Raw genomic sequence first — 16,228 nt, 5'->3', positions numbered from 1 at the left:
TGCCGGCTGGGCGCAGGCCCGGCCGGCTCTCTTTTTCGAGGCGGGAGGCCCGGATGAACGACTACTTCGACATGACCGGCAAGGTCGTCCTGGTCACGGGCGGCAGCCGGGGGCTGGGCTACGAGATGGTCAAGGCGTTCGCCGCGTGCGGCGCGGACGTGATCGTCGCCAGCCGCAAGCTTGAGCCCTGCCAGGCGGTGGCCGACGAGGTCCGCGCCATGGGCCGCCGCGCGCTGGCGGTCGCGGCGCACGTGGGCCAGTGGGACGCGATCCCGGAACTGGTCGAGGCGGCCTACGACGCCTTCGGACGCGTGGACGTGCTGGTGAACAACGCCGGCATCGCGCCCACCGCGCCCAAGTCTTCCGACGTCAGCGAAGAGCTGTTCGACAAGACGGTCGGGGTGAACTTCAAGGGGCCGTTCCGGCTCTCCGCCCTGATCGGCGACCGCATGGTCCAGGCCGGTTCGGGCGCGATCATCAATGTCAGCAGCACCGCGGCGGTCCATCCCAGCGCGACCTATCCGGTCTATGCCGGCGCCAAGGCGGCGCTGAACATCATGACCCAGGCTCACGCCATGGAGTTCGGCCCCAAGGTGCGGGTCAACGCCATCATGTGCGGGCCCTTCTGGACCGACATCGCCAAGAGCTGGCGCGAAGAAGCCGACAGGACCTCGCCCGCGGCGGTCAAGCGGATCGGGCGGCCGGAGGAGATCGCGACGACGGCGCTCTATCTGGCCAGCGACCGGTCCAGCTTCACCACCGGCACGATCATCCGGCTGGACGGCTGCGTGCCATGAGTCAGCCCGCGCGAAAGTACCTGGGCCAGACCGTGCCGGTGAAGGAGGCCCACCGGATCGACGAGGCGCGCCTGGCCGCCTTCCTGGGCGATGTTGTCCCGGGCTATGGCGGGCCGCTGGAGGTGCGGCAGTTCGAAGGCGGCCAGTCGAACCCGACCTACCTACTGACCACGCCGGGCGCGAAATACGTGCTGCGCCGCAAGCCGCCAGGAGTGCTGCTGAAATCGGCGCACGCCGTCGACCGTGAATTTCGGGTGATGAAGGCGCTGTTCGAGCGCGGCTTCCCCGTGCCCGAGCCGCTGGCGCTCTGCGAAGATGCCGAGGTCCTGGGCACCGCCTTCTACGTGATGCGCCACGTGCCCGGCCGGGTGTTCCTCATCAATTCGATGCCCGACCTGACGCCGGCCGATCGGGCGGCCGTCTACGACTCGGCCAACGAGGTGCTGGCGCGGCTGCACACGATCGACCACGTCGCCGCGGGCCTCGAGGACTTCGGGCGCGCCGGCAACTATTTCGAGCGCCAGATCGGGCGCTGGAGCCAACAGTACGAGGTCTCGAAGACCGCCGACGTGCCCGAGATGGACCGGCTGATCGAATGGCTGCCCAAGGCCGCGCCGGCGGCCGGCGAGACGCGACTGATCCACGGCGATTACTCGTTCCACAACCTGCTGGTCCACCCGACCGAGCCGCGGGTCGTGGCGGCGCTGGACTGGGAGCTGTCGACCACCGGCGACCCGCTGGGCGACCTCACCTATCACGCGATGGAATGGTATCGGCCGGACGACGGCGATACGCGGGGCAGCCTGCGCGGCCTGGACTTGGCCGCCCTGGGGATTCCCGGCTTGGAGACCTATGTCGCGCGCTACTGCGAGCGGACCGGTCGGCCGCCGCTGGAGAACCTGGGCTTCTACAAGGCCTACAACCTGTTCCGGGTCGCCGCGATCGTGCAGGGCATCGTCGGCCGTGCGCGTCAGGGCAACGCCGCCTCGGCGACCGCCGCAGAGCAGGAGGCCCGGGTGCGCCCGCTCGCCGAAGCCGCCTGGCGCTACGCCCGCGAGGCGGGCGCGGCCTGATCCACAAAAAGGGAAAAGCCATGAGCGCTCAGGTCCAACGCCAATGGCAGGTGGCCGCCCGTCCCGTCGGGCGTCCGCTGGTCGACGGCGATTTCCAACTCGCCCGGGTTCCGGTCGTGGCGCCCCGCGCTGGCGAGGTGCTTGTCCGGACCCGGTGCCTGGGTTTCGATCCGGCGCAGAAGAGCTGGATGGAGAACGCCGCCAGCTACATGGATCCGGTGGAGATCGGCGGTGTGATGCCCGGCTCGGGCGTCGGCGTCGTGGTCGAGTCGGCCCATCCGGACTATGCCCCCGGTGACACCGTCTACGGCCACCTGGGATGGCAGGAACTGGCCACCGTGCCGGCGAGCCGGCTCGACAAGGCGCCGCACGGCGTGTCGGACGAGGCGGTGCTGAGTGTCCTCGGCGGCACTGGGCGCACGGCGTACCTGGCGCTGATGAAGGTGGGCCGGCCGGTGGCCGGGGACACGCTGGTGATCTCGGGCGCGGCGGGCGCCACGGGCTCTCTGGTGGGACAGCTGGGCAAGATCGCGGGGTGCCGTGTGATCGGCATCGCCGGCGGGCCCCAGAAGTGCGCCTGGCTGACCGGCGAGCTCGGGTTCGACGCGGCCATCGACTACAAGAGCGAAAAGGTGAAGCCCCGCCTGCGCGAGCTTGCGCCCGCCGGCGTGGACATCTTCTTCGACAATATCGGCGGCGAGTTGCTGAACGACGTGCTGGCGCGGCTTGCGCTGCGGGCCCGCGTGGTCATCTGCGGCGGCATCTCACGCTACAACTTCGACCCGCGCAGCCCGCAGATGCCCGAAGGCCCTCGCAACTACTTCAACGTCGTCTTCACGGGCGCGACGATCCAGGGTTTCCTGATGCCCCAGTACGAGCGCGACTATCCGGAGGCCGACGCGCGGCTGACGGAATGGCTGCGCAGCGGGCGTATCGTCGCGCGTCCCGACATCGTGGACGGCTTCGAAAACGCGCCCGCCGCCCTGATGCGCCTGTTCGAAGGTCGCAACGTGGGCAAGCAGCTACTCAAGGTGGCGAACTCCTGACCTGAGGAGGTTTCGACGGCGGAATACGCCTTGCGATCCACGCTGCATGATTGACATTCGGATGATCATCATCATGATCATCCCTAATTGGTCGGATCAACCGGCCGGACAGGGAAGAGACGTCGGGGCCCTCCACGTACGAGTCGGGGCCAGACGCCGGTTTGCCGAAGAGGCGAGCGCGGCCTGCTGACGTGCGCCTTCCCTGAACAAAACGCCGATCGCCCGGTCGGCCAGAGGGGGAGGAAGATCGATGTCGATGCGCACAGCGTCTCGGAAGCCGAAGCTCATGCAGTACGCCGCTGCGGCGGCGCTGCTTGCCGGAACGGCGTTCCTCGCCGCGCCGGCCCAGGCCGCGGACACCGCGCCGGCGGCCGACAACGCGCAGGTCAGCGAGGTGATCGTCACCGCCACTCGTCGCGAGGAGCGACTCAGCAAGGTGCCGATCGCGGTGACCGCCATCACGGGCGAGCAGGCCAAGACCGAGCGGGTCACCAACTTCGTCGACATACCGGCCATGGTGCCCGGCGCGACGTTCGTCTCCACCAAGGGCCAGAGCACCGCCAACCTGCAGGTGCGCGGCCAGACCACGACCAACGACTCCCCGCACCTGGAACTGCCGGTCGCGATCTTCGCGGACGACATTTACTACGGCACGCTGGCTTCGTTCGACGCGGACTTCTTCGACGTCCAGCAGATCGCCATCCTGCGCGGGCCACAGGGCACCACCTTCGGCCGTAACGTGGTCGGGGGCGCGCTGCAGATCACCAGCAACAAGCCGACGCTGGGCGACGGCGCCTACGGCGAGGTCAACGCCACGCTCAGCACCTATGGCCGGCACGACCAGTCGGGCTTCGAAACCCAGGGCTTCGTGAACCTGCCGATCAGCGAGAGCGTCGCCGCGCGGCTGGCCTACAGCGTCAAGAACAACGACGGCTACATGTTCAACCGGACCACCGGTCACAACGTGAGCGACCAGCAGAGCTACGCGATCCGCTCGACGCTGCTGTGGCAGGTGAACGAGGACTTGCGGCTCACCGCGCTGGTGCAGTTCAACCACGAGAACATGTACGCCTCGGGATACCAGTCTTTCGGGCAGGGCTCGCTGGTGAACAGTCTGGGCGGTGTCCAGAAGCCGTGGGAGATCTCCCACGACGTAGATGGCCAGACGCGGCGCGATATCGTCGCCACCCAATTGCGCGCCGACTGGGAGCAGCCGATCGGCACGATTACGTCGCTGACCAGCTACCGCACCCTGGACTCGCTCTACGAGGACGACGGGGACTCCAGCCCGCTGGCCCTGAACCGGCCCAGCATCAACCGCAGCAACGAATGGCAGTTCAGCCAGGAGCTGCGGCTCACGTCGCCGGCGGGTCGGAAGCTCGAGTACATCACGGGCGTCTACTACAGCTTCGAGAACCTGAAGAAGGCGATCACCTTCGGCTTCAACGGGACCATCCCGCAGTCGCGCCTGTCGATCTTCACCGCCGGCCAGCGGCAGGACGCCGTAGTGGTGGGCGACAACCACGTGCTGAGCATCGCGCCCTACGCCGAGCTCAAGTACCACATCACCGATCAGCTCGCGTTCACCGCCGGCGGCCGGTACACCTACGAGAAGAAGAAGGGCTACACCAACCACACGGCCCGGACCTGGGCCTATGGCGCCCCCTTCGACGTCCAGTTCGAGAAGTCCTGGAAGAAGTTCACGCCGCGCGCGATCCTCGAATTCACGCCGATGGACGGCGCGTTGATCTACGGCTCGGTGTCGACGGGCTTCAAGGGCGGCGGCTGGTCGCTGACCAGCACCACACCCCTGGCCGCAGTGACCCCGCTGGAGCCCGAAAACAGCACCAGCTACGAGGTGGGTACGAAGCTTCGGCTGCTCGACAACCGCCTGGTGTTCAACCTCGCGGCCTATCGCGCCAAGACCAAGAACGTGCAGGTCCGCACCCTGGTGAACGGCGTGCTCAACGACACCAACGCCGGCGGCATCCTGGTGAAGGGCGTCGAGGTCGAGACCGTGGCCTCGCCGATCGAGAACCTGCAGATCGGGATCAACTACGCCTACACCGACGCCACCTACTCGTCGTTCCGCGGCTGCACCGCCACGGGCGTCGACTGCTCGGGGAACCCCGTGCCGTTCACGCCCAAGAACGACCTGAAGATCTACGTCAACTACGAGCTGGACCTCGGTGAGATGGGCACGCTCAACCTGCACGCCGACGACCAGTGGGCGAGCTCGTTCCAGGTTTCGCCGCTGCGCGCCCAGCCGATCGGCGTGCGCCACACCGCGCGCAAGGACTTCATCAACCTGTCGGCCACCTATACGCCGGCCGAAGGCTCCTGGAAGCTGCAGGTGTGGGCGCGCAACGTGCTCAACCGCTGGAGCATGCCGGCCCCGGCCAACTACGGCTTCTACTTCCTGACGCCGCAGGAGAACGCCGCGCTGGAGGTCGACCGCGGCGTGATCAATCCACCGCGCCAGATCGGCATGACCTTCACCTACCGGTTCGAATAGTCTCGCTTCGGCCCCGGCGCCCCATGGCGCCGGGCCTTTCCAGGTAGCCCATGGCCCAGGCCGATCCCCGCCGCGACGTCTTCGCCAGCCGCTACGGCCTGGCCATGCTCTTCGTCGTGGCCCTGTTCAACTACATCGATCGCTCGATCATCTCGATCCTCCAGGAGCCGCTGAAGGCGGACCTGGGGCTGTCCGACACGCAGTTGGGCGCGTTGACGGGGCTGTCGTTCGCCATCCTCTACACGACTATGGCCCTGCCGATCGCGCGCTTGGCCGACGTCTGGAACCGCAAGAAGCTGATCGCCGCGGCGCTCGCCATCTGGAGCGCGGCCACGGCGGCCTGTGGCTTGGCCAACAACTTCGCGACCCTGGTGACGCTGCGCATGGGCGTGGCGTTCGGCGAGGCCGGCTGCGTGCCCGCGAGCCACTCCATGATCGCCGACTACTATCCGCTTCGGCAGCGGGCGACGGCCCTCGCGCTCTGGGGGCTGTCCAATCCCTTCGGCACCATGCTGGGTTTCGCGGCCGGCGGCTGGATCACCCAGGCGCTGAGCTGGCGTGAGGCGTTCCTGCTGTTCGGGATCGCCGGCGTCGCCCTGGCGCCCCTGGTTCTGACGATGAAGGAGCCTGAGCGCGGCCGCTTCGACGAGCCCGGGGACGGCCGCGTCCAGGTGCCGCTCCGCGAAGCGCTGAGCATCCTGTGGGGCAGCCGGGCCTTCCGGTTCCTGGCCGCCGGCGGCGCGGCGCACGCCTTCGTCGTGTTCGCCGCCCACAACTGGAACGCGCCGTTTTTTGGGCGGGTGCACCAGATGCCGATCGGGCAGGTCGCCCTGTTCCTGGCGCTGGCCATCGGCCTCGGCGGCGGGCTGGGGCAGTTCGTCGGCGGCTGGCTGGCCGACCGGCTTGGGCGCGCCGACCGGCGCTGGTACATGTGGTTGCCGGCGCTGTGCTCGGCCTTGCTGCTGCCGGTGTCGATCGGGGTCTACCTGGTGGATGACACGGCGACGTCCATGGCCCTGGGGGTCTTGCAGGCCGTCCTGCTGAACGTCTGGTTCGCGCCCATCGTGGCCACGGCCCAGATGCTCGTGACGGCTCGGATGCGCGCGTTCACGTCGGCCATGCTGGTGCTGATCGTGAACGTCCTGGGCCTGAGCCTGGGCCCCCTGATGACCGGGATGATCAGCGACGCGCTGCAGCCCAGCTTCGGGGTCGACGCGCTGCGCTACGCCATCCTCTCGAGCATGGGGATGTGCATGGTCGCCGGCGCCTGCTTCTTCCGCTCGGGCCAGCACCTCGTCCGCGAGCTGGGCGCCGGGGAGGCGTCAGCTGTGGGCGAACCGGCGCGGGCCTAGCTCAGCGCCACTGCACCTTCTCGCCGACCTTCATGGGCCAGTACGCCTTGAAGTCCTCGACCGCATGCCGGATGTGCTCGCGCATGCGGTTGGCGGCGAGGTCGCCGTCGCCGGCCATGATCGCCTCGGCCACCTCGCGGTGGTCGTGAACGATCTGCGGTTCGAGCTCGCCCCGTTCGGCGCTGGTCAGCACCTGCTCGGTGACGATGAAGCCGATGGAGCGCAGCGCCAGCGACAGCACCTGGTTCTCGGCCAGCTCCGAGACGATGTCGTGGAACTGCAGGCCCTGGCGAACCGCCCAGCCGTGGCCTTCGTCCAGGAAGGGGCTGAGCGCCGCCTTCACCTTCTCCCGGTCGGGATTGAGGGCGGCGAGCCGCGCCAGCAAAGGTTCGGACTCGACCCAGGCCTCGAGCAGCTCGTCGTAGTTGGCGCCCAGCATGTGAAGGTGCAGCGTGAGCGTGCGCGCCAGGTTGCCGGGCAGCACGCGGCCGACCACGGTGCCGGCGCCCGGGCCGGGCCGGATGCCGATGAGCCCCTGCACCTCGAGCAGCCGCAGCGCCTCTCGCAGGGACGAACGGCTGACGCGGTACTGGACCAGCATCTCGGATTCCAGCGGCAGGCGATCGCCGGGCTGCATCTTGTTGGCGACGATGTCCCGGACGATCTCCAGGGCCACGACCTCGGAGGTTTTCAGCGTACGGCGCGTCAGCTCGTACGACACCGGCCGCGCGCCGCGCAGATCCGGTGTCTCGTTGGCGACGTCGGCGGCCTTACGGCGCGAACTCATCGATGACCTTCCCCCACCGCCTGCAGCGGACCGGATATTCAGCGGATTCCGTCTTGCTCGCAGTCCCGCCGGCACAAAGCAACCCTGCGATGCCATCACGTCCCCCCGAAGGTCCATAATGATCATCAACATGGATGCGTGCGATCGCGTTTGACATGCATCAACAGGAGATCATAATGATGATTATCACAGATCGGCCTTGAGAACCGATCGGCAGGGAGCGCGCCGATAGGCGCTGAGTTTGCATGCTGAGCACCGTGCGTCCCGAGTTGGCCGGCTCGGCCGCAAGCCGCACGCCGGGCGTGCGGCGCGGCCCTCTGGCGGGCGTCCGTGTGGCCGACTTCTGTTGGATGGGCGTGGGCGCCTGCGCGACGCGCCTGCTGGCCGACTTCGGCGCCGAGGTGATCCGGATCGAGGACCGCAACCGGCTCGACATGCCGAGGCGCCTGCCGATCTACAAGGGCGAGGCGCGGACCTACGGCGAGGAGGACGCCAATCCCGACCCGAACAAGGGCGGCCTGTTCAACAACTACAACCGCAACAAGCTGGGCGTGACGATCAATATGCGCAGCCCGAAGGGCAAGGCGCTGGCCGAACGGCTGATCGCGTCCTCCAGCGTCGTGACCGAGAACTTCGCGCCGGGCGTGATGGAGCGCTGGGGGCTCACCTACGAGCGGCTGAACGCGCTGTCGCCCAACGTGATCTACGCCCGCATGAGCGGCTTCGGGCACAGCGGGCCGCACGCCGAGTACAAGAGCTACGGCCCCGTCGTGCAGGCGGTCTGCGGACTCTCGTACGTCTCGGGCCTGCCGGGCGAGGAGCCCTCCGGCTGGGGGCTGTCGTACATGGACAACGAGGCGGCCTTCTTCAACGCCTCGGCCCTGCTGACGGCGATCTATCATCGCAACAACACCGGCCAGGGCGCCGAGATCGATGTCTCGGCCGTGGAGGCCGGCATCAACCTGCTGGGCCCGATCCTGCTGGACGTGTCGGTGAACGGCCGCTCCACGAGGGATGGGACCTTTCCGACGGGCAACCGGCTCGAGCATCCCGACGCCGCGCCGCACGGGGTTTATCCATGCCGCGGCGACGATCGCTGGATCGCCATCGCGGTGTTCGACGACGACGAATGGCGCGGGCTGGTCTCGGTGATGGGCGGGCCGGCCTGGGCCGCCGAGGCGCGGTTTGCGACGCAGGCGGCGCGATTCGCCAACCAGGACGCGCTGGACGCGCTGGTCGGCGGCTGGACGGCGAACCAGGACCGCCACGAGTTGATGCATCGGTTGCAGGCCGTCGGTGTGCCTGCGGGAGCCGTGCAGTCCGCGGAGGACACCAACGACCACGACCCGCAGATCGCCAGCCGCGGCCTGTTCTTCGAAATGGATCACCCGGTGATCGGCGAGGCGCGGTTCGAGGGCACGCCGATCAAGTTCTCCCAGACGGTGCAGGAGAATTGGCGCTCGGGGCCGCTGCTTGGCGAGGACAACGCCCACGTCTTCAAGGGCCTCCTGGGCCTTTCGGAGGACGAATACCAGGACCTAGCCGCCGAGGGAGCGATCTGATCATGGCCCAGACGCCGCATCCCCTGTCCGGTCTGAAAGTCGTCGAGGTCGCCAACGACATCGGCGGCGAATTCACCGGACTGCTGATGGCCCAGATGGGCGCCGAGGTGGTCAAGCTTGAGCCGCCGGAAGGGGCGCCGACCCGCCGCGTCGGTCCGTTCGCCAAGGGCCGGGCCGGGCCGGACACCAGCCTGAGCTTCTGGTTCTACAACTCGAACAAGAAGAGCGTGACGGCCGACCTGGCCACGCCCGACGGTCGGGCGGCGCTGTGGCGGCTGCTGGCCGACGCCGACGTCTTCGTCTCGACGCTGCAGCCAGCCGCGCTGAAGGCGGCGGGACTGGACCTGCAGGCCATCAGCGACGCGCATCCGAAGCTGATCGTGCTGTCGGTGACACCGTTCGGCCTGACGGGCCCCTGGGTGGACTACAAGTCGTCCGATCTGGTCGCGCTGGCGGCGGGCGGGCCGCTGAACAGCTGCGGCTACGACGACCATTCGATCCCGCCGATCCGGCCCGGCGGCAACCAGGGTTATCACTCGGCCGCCAGTTTCGCGCAGATCGGGCTGATGCTCGCGCTTCTGGAGCGCCAGAAGACCGGCCGCGGCCAACTCCTGGACGTCTCGATGCACGAGGCCTGCGCCGTCAACGTCGAGCTGGCGAATCCATACTGGTTCTATCCGCGGGTGCATGTGCACCGGCAGACCTGCCGCCACGCCCAGCCGTCGCCGACGCAGCCGGCGCTCTTCCGCTGCGCCGACGGACGCTACGTCTATTTCGCCCTGATCCTGTCCGAGCCCAAGGCGTGGAACGCCCTGGTGGACTGGATGGCCTCGAAGGACATGGCCGTGCAGCTCACCGAGCCGGAGTTCAGCGACGTCGCCTACCGGCAGGCGCACTTCCACGAGGTGCAGGAACTGGTCGAGTGCTTCTTCCTCGTCCAGGACAGTCACGAGGCCTATCGCGACGGCCAGGCAGCCGGCTTGCCGATCGGCGTGCTGAATGCGCCCGAGGACCTGTTCGACGACGAGCATCTGCAGGCGCGCGGCTTCTTCGTCGACGTCGAGCACGAGGGACTGGGGAAGGTGGCCTATCCGGGGGCGATCTATCGCTTCTCGTCCTTCGGCGAGGTGGCGCGCACCGCAGCGCCGAACCTGGGCCAGCACAATTCCGAGGTGTTCGCCAGGGAGGCCGCCGAATGATCGACGACGAGCTCAGCTTTGCGGGTCGGGACAAGGCCGCGGTGGTCGGAATCGGCCAGACCGAGTTCAGCCGCGACTCTGGTCGCGGGGTGCTGTCGCTGGCGACGGAGGCGTCGCTGAAGGCCATCGCGGACGCCGGCCTGACCGTCGACGACATCGACGGCATCGTGCGCTGCGAACAGGACACGGTGCGGCCCTACAGCCTGGCCGCCTCACTGGGCATGAAGGATCTGCACTACTGGGCCGACACCGGGCCCGGCGGCGTGGCGCCCTGCATGATGATGGGCGTGGCCATGGGCGCGGTGCTCTCGGGCCAGGCCAAAGCCGTCCTGGCCTTCCGGTCGCTGAACGGCCGCTCGGAGTCGCGCCTGGGCGCCGGCACGAGCCGCATGAGCTCGGAAGTGGTCGGCGGCTTCGGCAGCTACGACGAGTTCTTCCTGCCCTACGGCCTGCAGACGGCGGGGCAGACCTTTGCGCTGATGGCCCGGCGGCACATGCTGGACTACGGCACCACGCCCGAGCAACTCGCGGCCGTGGCCATGACCTGCCGCGAGCACGCCAACAGGACGCCGCACGCGCAGATGGCGGGCCGTCCGCTGAGCCTGGACGACTATCTGGCCTCGCGGATGATTTCCTCGCCGCTGCGGCTCTTCGACTACTGCCTGGAGAGCGACGGCGCTTGCGCTGTCGTGATCACGACGGCCGAGCGCGCCAAGGACCTGCCCAAGCCGCCGGTGCTGATCCGCGCCGTGGCGGGCGGCGCACCACGCGACCACCGGGCGGGCATGATGTTCCCGGCCGTCACCCGTGACGACATCACCGAACTGGGCGGCCGCCAGGCGGGCGCCGAGCTTTGGCGCCGCGCGGGGGTCGGGCCGCACGAGATGGACTGCGCCCAGATCTATGACTGCTTCACGATCAGCGTGATCCTGCAGCTTGAGGCCTACGGCTTCTGCGCCAAAGGCGAGGGCGGGCCGCTGGCTGCGTCGGGCGCGCTGAAACTCGGCGGCAGTCTGCCGATCAATACCGGCGGCGGGCACCTGTCGGAAGGCTACGTCCACGGCATGAACCACATCGTCCAGGCGGTCCGCCAACTGCGCGGCGAGGCCGACATGCAGGTGCCGGGCGCCGAGCTCGCCATGTGCACCGGCGGCCCGTTGCCGGTGGGTTCAAGCGTCGTCTTTCGGAGGGCTGCGTGATGGGCGCCCCCTCGATCATCCCCTACGCCAGCGACCGCGAGACCGGCGCGTTCTTCGAGGCCGCGGCGCAGGGGCGTCTGGTCTACAAGGCCTGCGACGACTGCCAGCACGCCCTGCATCCGCCCACCGACCACTGCCCGCACTGCGGCGGCTGGAACACCGCCTGGCGCGACGCCAGGGGGACGGGGAAGCTGCACACCTGGACCGCGGTGATGCACCAGATCCACCCGGACTATCCGGCGCCCTACACCCTGGTCGTCGTCGAGCTGGATGAAGCGCCCGAGGTTCGCCTGGTCGGACGTCTCGACGGCGAGCCCGACCTCACGGCCGGCCAGCCGATGGAAGTCTGGTTCGAGACGCTGGGCGATGGTCCCACCCTGCCGCAATGGAAGCCCGCCACATGACCAGTTTCGGCATCACCACCTACAACTACGAGCCGGCCGATCTGCTGAACCTGGCGCGCCACGCTGAGCGTCTGGGCTTCGACAGCCTTTGGTTTGGCGAGCACTACGTCATCCCGAAGACCTATGTTGGCCACCATCCCTCGCGGAAGGAGACGCCGGCGGACAAGAACGACGACCGCGACAAGAAGATCCTGGGCGAGGACGTGAAGATCCACGACCCGTGGTTCCTGCTCGGCGCCGTCGCCGGGGCGACCTCCCGCCTGAAGCTGGGGACGGCGATCTGCATCGTGCCGATGATGCATCCGCTGTTGCTGGCGCGGGCCACGGCGACCGCGCACGATGTATCGGGCGGGCGGTTCCTGCTGGGCGCGGGCGCCGGATGGCTGAAAGAGGAGTTCGACGCGGTCGGCGTCCCCTTCGAGACCCGCGGCGCGCGGCTGGACGAGGCGATCGAGATCCTGCGGCGCGCCTGGGCCGGCGGCTTCTTCAGCTTCGAGGGCGAGCACTTCCGGTTCGGCGAGCTGCAGATCACGCCGCACGCGACTCCCGTGCCGCTGGTCTGCGGCGGCAATTCGGGACCCGCCCTGCGGCGCGTGGCCCGCGTCGCGGATGCCTGGCTGAACTCGGCGCAGGTGACGTTGGACGAGGCGCTCACCCTGCGCGACACCATCGAGGCTGCCCGCAAGGCGCAGGGCACGCAGGATCGTCCCTTCACCTATTATCTGCGGCCCTATGCGCCGTTCGCCGAGACCGTCCCGGGGTTCGTGCGGGAAGGTTTCGACAACCTGGTGCTCTGGGGGCCGGATGTCTGGTCGAACGACCCTGGCGCGCCCCTCGAGGCGAAGGTGGCGAAGCTGGAGGCCACGGCCCGAGAGCTGGGCGTCTCGGCCCGCGTGGCGGAGCCGGCGTGATGGAGCTGAAGCCTGGATCGCGCTGGAAGAGCGCCATCAGCGGCGTGGAAATCGTCGTCGTGCGTCCGCCAGCCACGGCGGGCGTCCTGGCCTGCGGCGGGGCTGCGGTGGTTCCACACGGAACGCCCGCCGGCGACGCCGCCGCGCCGGAGGGCGAGACGCAGGCCGGCAAGCGATATCACGACGCCGAGAGCAGCCTGGAGGTTCTCTGCTCCAAGGGCGGCGCGGGTGAACTCGCGTTCGAGGGGCGCCCGATGACGCTCAAGGATTCCAAGAAGCTGCCGGCCTCCGACTGATGGACACTGCACTCCTGCTGGAAATGGCGGCCGGCGCCGCGCCTCACCGGCTGGCGCTGGGCCGGCGGGCCGACGGCGTGACGTTCGAGATCCTGCAGGCCTGGGCGCAGGCCGGCGCCGCCTGGCTCGCGGGCCGGGGTGAGGGCGCGGTCGTCTTCCTGGGCCTGAACGGGCCCGCGCTGCCGACCAGCGTCTTCGCCGCCGGAATTCTGGGTCGGCCCTTCGCGCCGCTGAACTACCGGCTGCCGGACGACGACCTGCGTCGGCTGCTGGCGCGCACCGCGCCCTCCGTGGCGGTTGTCGACGACGACATGCTGGCGCGTGTCGCAGGCGTCGCCGGGGTCGCCCTGGTAGCCCGAAGCGCCTTCGAGGCGGCCTGCCGCGGCCCCGCGCCGGCGCCGCCGGCCCTGGAGACCCCGGAGCGCGACATCGCCGTCCTGCTCTTCACCAGCGGCACGACGGGCGAGCCCAAGGCCGCGGTGCTACGTCACTCCAACCTGGCCTCGTACGTGATCTCCACCGTGGAGTTCCTGGGCGCGGAGGAGGGCGAGGCGGCGCTGGTCAGCGTGCCGCCCTATCACATCGCCGGCGTGTCGGCGGTCCTGACCGGCATCTACGGCGGACGCCGCATCGTGCATCTGGAGGCGTTCACACCGGAGGCCTGGGTCGAGACGGCCGCGGCCGAGGCCATCACCCACGCCATGCTGGTGCCGACGATGCTGGGCCGCGTGCTGGACGTGCTGGAGCAGACGGGCGAGCGGCTGCCGACCCTGCGGGCGCTCAGCTACGGCGGGGGCCGGATGCCGGTGAACGTGATCCGGCGTGCGCTCGAACTGCTGCCGCACGTGGACTTCGTGAACGCCTACGGCCTGACCGAAACCTCCTCGACCATCTCGGTGCTGGGGCCGGAGGACCACCGCGCAGCCGTCGCCTCGGACGACCCGGCGGTTCGCGAGCGGCTGGGGTCGGTCGGGCGACCGCTGCCCACCGTCGAGATCGAGATCCGCGACCCCGCGGGCGCCCCGCTGCCGCCGGGGCGGTCGGGTGAGGTCCACGTGCGCGGCGAGCAGGTGGCTGGCGAGTATCTCGGTCGCAGCGTCACCGACGCCTCCGGGTGGTTCGCCACCAAGGACGCGGGCTGGATCGACGAGGCGGGTTACCTGTTCCTGGAAGGACGGCTCGACGACGTGATCGTGCGCGGCGGCGAGAACATCTCGCCGGGCGAAATCGAGGACGTGTTGCGCGGCCATCCCGCCGTGGCCGACGTCGCCGTCGTGGGCGCCCCGGACGAGCGGTGGGGCGAGCGCGTCGCGGCCTTCGTCGTGCCGCGCGGCGAACGGCCCTCGGCGGACCAACTGGGCGAATGGGTGAAGGCTCGCCTGCGCTCGACCAAGACTCCCGAGACCTGGGTCTTCCGCGACGAGCTGCCCTACAACGACACCGGCAAGCTCCTGCGCCGGGTGCTGAAGGCCGAGTTCGCCGCCCCCGAGCTGACACCGCAGGCCTGACGGCCTCAGCGGCGATAGACCGGGTCGCCGCGGTCGCGCCGCCCGCGCTGCTCCGGCGGGCCCTCCCAGAAGCCCCGGTCCGAGGGCGGGTCGTAGCGGAGGAACTCCATGACCCCGATCCTTTCGGCGATCTTCCACGCTCCGTCCCGCTGCTCGAACCGGTCCACGTAGCGGCCGGTCGCCACGCGGTCCTCGTGCGGGCGCCCGCCGGGCGGCGGCGCCTCGCCGAAGCGGTGGTGGGAAGTGAAGTAGGTCTCGACGTGGGCCACGTCGCCATCGAGGTCGATCGAGACCGGCCCCAGCTGGTGATGAGTGGCGACGACGGCGCGGCAGATCTCCAGGGCGCGCGTGCAGAAGTCGCTGGAGAGACCTTCGAAATCGCCGTGCCGGTGGCGCGCGTCGGGATGGAAGCAGCCGCGCAGCATCGCCTCGTCCAGGCGGTCGATGGCGCGGGCATAGCGGACGACCACCTCGGTGATCTCCGCGCGGCTCAGCAGGATGTCGAGGCGGTCATCAGGCATCGGCGGTCTCCAGCCGCCGGGCTTCCGCCAGGGCCGCGTCCATCAGGGCCTCGGCGCCGTGGAAAAGGGCCGGATCCACGACCGCTCCGCTGGCCGCCGCCGTATCGTCCAGCTGCTCGGGCCGCGAGGCGCCCACGACCGCCGAGGTCACATCCGGATGCTTCAGCGCCCAGGCCACCGCGAATTGCGCCTGCGTCAGGCCGGCCTCCGCGGCGATGGCTTTCAGCTGCTGTGCGGCGGCCAGAACCGGCGCGCTGAACCAGCGGCGCAGGTGGACGCTCATCGCGGGGCTTTCGGCGCGCCAGCCCTCCGGGAAGGCCGCGCCGGGCGGATAGCGACCCGCCAGCACACCCTGCGCCAGGGGCGCCCAGACCAGCTGGCCCAGGCCCAGCTTTTCGCCCAGAGGGAAGATCCCCGTCTCGGGCTCGCGCCAGAGCATCGAATACTGCGGCTGGCTGGACACGAACCGTTCCACGCCGGCCATGGCCGCGGCCTCCTGCACCTTGTCCAGCGGCCACTCGCTGAAGCCCAGGAAGCGGACCTTGCCCTGGCGGACCACCTCGCTCAGCGCCGCCATGGTCTCCTCGAGCGGGGTGTCCTCGTCGTAGCGATGGCACTGGTAGAGGTCGACGTAGTCCGTTTTCAGCCGGGTGAGCGAGCCGTCGATCTGCTTGAACACCTGGGCGCGCGAGAGGCCGCGGTCGGTGTCGTTCATCGGTCCCCAGACCTTGGTGGCCAGCAGGTAGCGGTCGCGCGGCACGCCCGCCAGCGCCTCGGCCAGCAGCCGCTCGGCCTCGCCCCAGCCATAGACGTTGGCCGTGTCGAACAGGTTGATCCCCAGGTCCAGGGCGCGACGGACACAGGCGATGTGGCGCGCGCGAACCTCGCCCTCGCCATAGCTCAGCCAGGTCCCCAGGGTGATTTCCGGCGCCATCAGGTCGCTGGAGCCCAGTTTGCGATAGCGCAATTCATTCCTCCCGAAGTGTTCGTATTGATCATCATCATGAATATCGTACGCTCGCGACGAGCAACAGGGGGGCGCGCCCAGGATCGCCGGG

Annotated in this window: 15 protein-coding genes; 12 read left to right on the top strand and 3 right to left on the bottom strand. The window is 69.2% G+C overall.

The genetic code is table 11. The features are described 5' to 3' along the window. Nucleotides 1-53 precede the first annotated feature (53 nt). The 5 genes from AX721_RS15290 (at nucleotide 54) to AX721_RS15270 (ending at nucleotide 6,783) form a co-directional block, all read left to right on the top strand. A complete protein-coding gene (locus tag AX721_RS15290; RefSeq protein ID WP_068876853.1) occupies nucleotides 54-797 on the top strand; it encodes an SDR family NAD(P)-dependent oxidoreductase in 744 nt (247 codons plus the stop codon). Next, a complete protein-coding gene (locus AX721_RS15285) occupies nucleotides 794-1,870 on the top strand; it encodes a phosphotransferase family protein (RefSeq protein WP_068876851.1) in 1,077 nt (358 codons plus the stop codon). Before AX721_RS15290 ends, AX721_RS15285 begins: the two co-directional genes overlap by 4 nt. A 20-nt stretch (nucleotides 1,871-1,890) precedes the next feature. Continuing rightward, complete coding sequence (locus AX721_RS15280; RefSeq protein ID WP_068876850.1) at nucleotides 1,891-2,916, top strand: NADP-dependent oxidoreductase; 1,026 nt, start codon at nucleotides 1,891-1,893, stop codon at nucleotides 2,914-2,916. Nucleotides 2,917-3,166: 250 nt separating this feature from the next. Next, nucleotides 3,167-5,431: a TonB-dependent receptor gene (locus tag AX721_RS15275; RefSeq protein WP_082765705.1), complete on the top strand. Its 2,265-nt coding sequence runs from the start codon at nucleotides 3,167-3,169 to the stop codon at nucleotides 5,429-5,431. 50 nt (nucleotides 5,432-5,481) lie between these two features. Next, nucleotides 5,482-6,783 (top strand): MFS transporter, encoded by a 1,302-nt coding sequence (locus AX721_RS15270; RefSeq protein WP_068876846.1) that lies wholly within the window; start codon nucleotides 5,482-5,484, stop codon nucleotides 6,781-6,783. A 1-nt stretch (nucleotide 6,784) separates the two neighbouring features. On the opposite strand, the gene AX721_RS15265 is transcribed toward AX721_RS15270, so the two are convergent. Further along, nucleotides 6,785-7,570, bottom strand: coding sequence for a FadR/GntR family transcriptional regulator (locus AX721_RS15265; RefSeq protein WP_068876844.1), 786 nt, complete (start codon nucleotides 7,568-7,570; stop codon nucleotides 6,785-6,787). A 245-nt stretch (nucleotides 7,571-7,815) separates the two neighbouring features. On the opposite strand from AX721_RS15265, the gene AX721_RS15260 reads away from it, so the two are divergent. The 7 genes from AX721_RS15260 to AX721_RS15230 are packed head-to-tail and all read left to right on the top strand — an operon-like array spanning nucleotide 7,816 to nucleotide 14,649. Then, nucleotides 7,816-9,132, top strand: a complete 1,317-nt coding sequence (locus AX721_RS15260) for a CaiB/BaiF CoA-transferase family protein (RefSeq protein ID WP_068876842.1) — start codon at nucleotides 7,816-7,818, stop codon at nucleotides 9,130-9,132. A 2-nt stretch (nucleotides 9,133-9,134) separates the two neighbouring features. Next, nucleotides 9,135-10,331: a CaiB/BaiF CoA-transferase family protein gene (locus AX721_RS15255; RefSeq protein ID WP_068876840.1), complete on the top strand. Its 1,197-nt coding sequence runs from the start codon at nucleotides 9,135-9,137 to the stop codon at nucleotides 10,329-10,331. Beyond that, a complete protein-coding gene (locus AX721_RS15250) occupies nucleotides 10,328-11,530 on the top strand; it encodes a lipid-transfer protein (RefSeq protein WP_068876839.1) in 1,203 nt (400 codons plus the stop codon). Before AX721_RS15255 ends, AX721_RS15250 begins: the two co-directional genes overlap by 4 nt. Then, nucleotides 11,530-11,934 carry a Zn-ribbon domain-containing OB-fold protein gene (locus tag AX721_RS15245; RefSeq protein ID WP_082765707.1) on the top strand — a complete coding sequence of 135 codons (405 nt, stop codon included), beginning with the start codon at nucleotides 11,530-11,532 and terminating at the stop codon, nucleotides 11,932-11,934. The genes AX721_RS15250 and AX721_RS15245 overlap by 1 nt, the downstream gene beginning before the upstream one ends. Then, nucleotides 11,931-12,845, top strand: a complete 915-nt coding sequence (locus tag AX721_RS15240) for a TIGR03619 family F420-dependent LLM class oxidoreductase (protein WP_068876837.1) — start codon at nucleotides 11,931-11,933, stop codon at nucleotides 12,843-12,845. Before AX721_RS15245 ends, AX721_RS15240 begins: the two co-directional genes overlap by 4 nt. After that, nucleotides 12,845-13,141: a hypothetical protein gene (locus AX721_RS15235; protein WP_068876835.1), complete on the top strand. Its 297-nt coding sequence runs from the start codon at nucleotides 12,845-12,847 to the stop codon at nucleotides 13,139-13,141. Before AX721_RS15240 ends, AX721_RS15235 begins: the two co-directional genes overlap by 1 nt. Beyond that, nucleotides 13,141-14,649 carry a class I adenylate-forming enzyme family protein gene (locus tag AX721_RS15230; protein WP_068876834.1) on the top strand — a complete coding sequence of 503 codons (1,509 nt, stop codon included), beginning with the start codon at nucleotides 13,141-13,143 and terminating at the stop codon, nucleotides 14,647-14,649. The genes AX721_RS15235 and AX721_RS15230 overlap by 1 nt, the downstream gene beginning before the upstream one ends. A gap of 5 nt (nucleotides 14,650-14,654) precedes the next feature. Here AX721_RS15230 and AX721_RS15225 read toward each other — a convergent pair whose 3' ends face one another. Together AX721_RS15225 and AX721_RS15220 are read right to left on the bottom strand one after the other, a co-directional pair. Further along, a complete protein-coding gene (locus AX721_RS15225) occupies nucleotides 14,655-15,170 on the bottom strand; it encodes a nuclear transport factor 2 family protein (RefSeq protein WP_068876833.1) in 516 nt (171 codons plus the stop codon). Further along, a complete protein-coding gene (locus AX721_RS15220; RefSeq protein WP_068876832.1) occupies nucleotides 15,163-16,137 on the bottom strand; it encodes an aldo/keto reductase in 975 nt (324 codons plus the stop codon). Before AX721_RS15220 ends, AX721_RS15225 begins: the two co-directional genes overlap by 8 nt. Nucleotides 16,138-16,228 lie beyond the last annotated feature (91 nt).

This window comes from Phenylobacterium sp. CCH9-H3, assembly GCF_001557235.1.
Taxonomy (GTDB): Bacteria; Pseudomonadota; Alphaproteobacteria; order Caulobacterales; family Caulobacteraceae; genus Phenylobacterium.
Note: the sequence above shows the minus strand (reverse complement) of the source record. Positions and strands in the feature narration are given on the sequence as shown.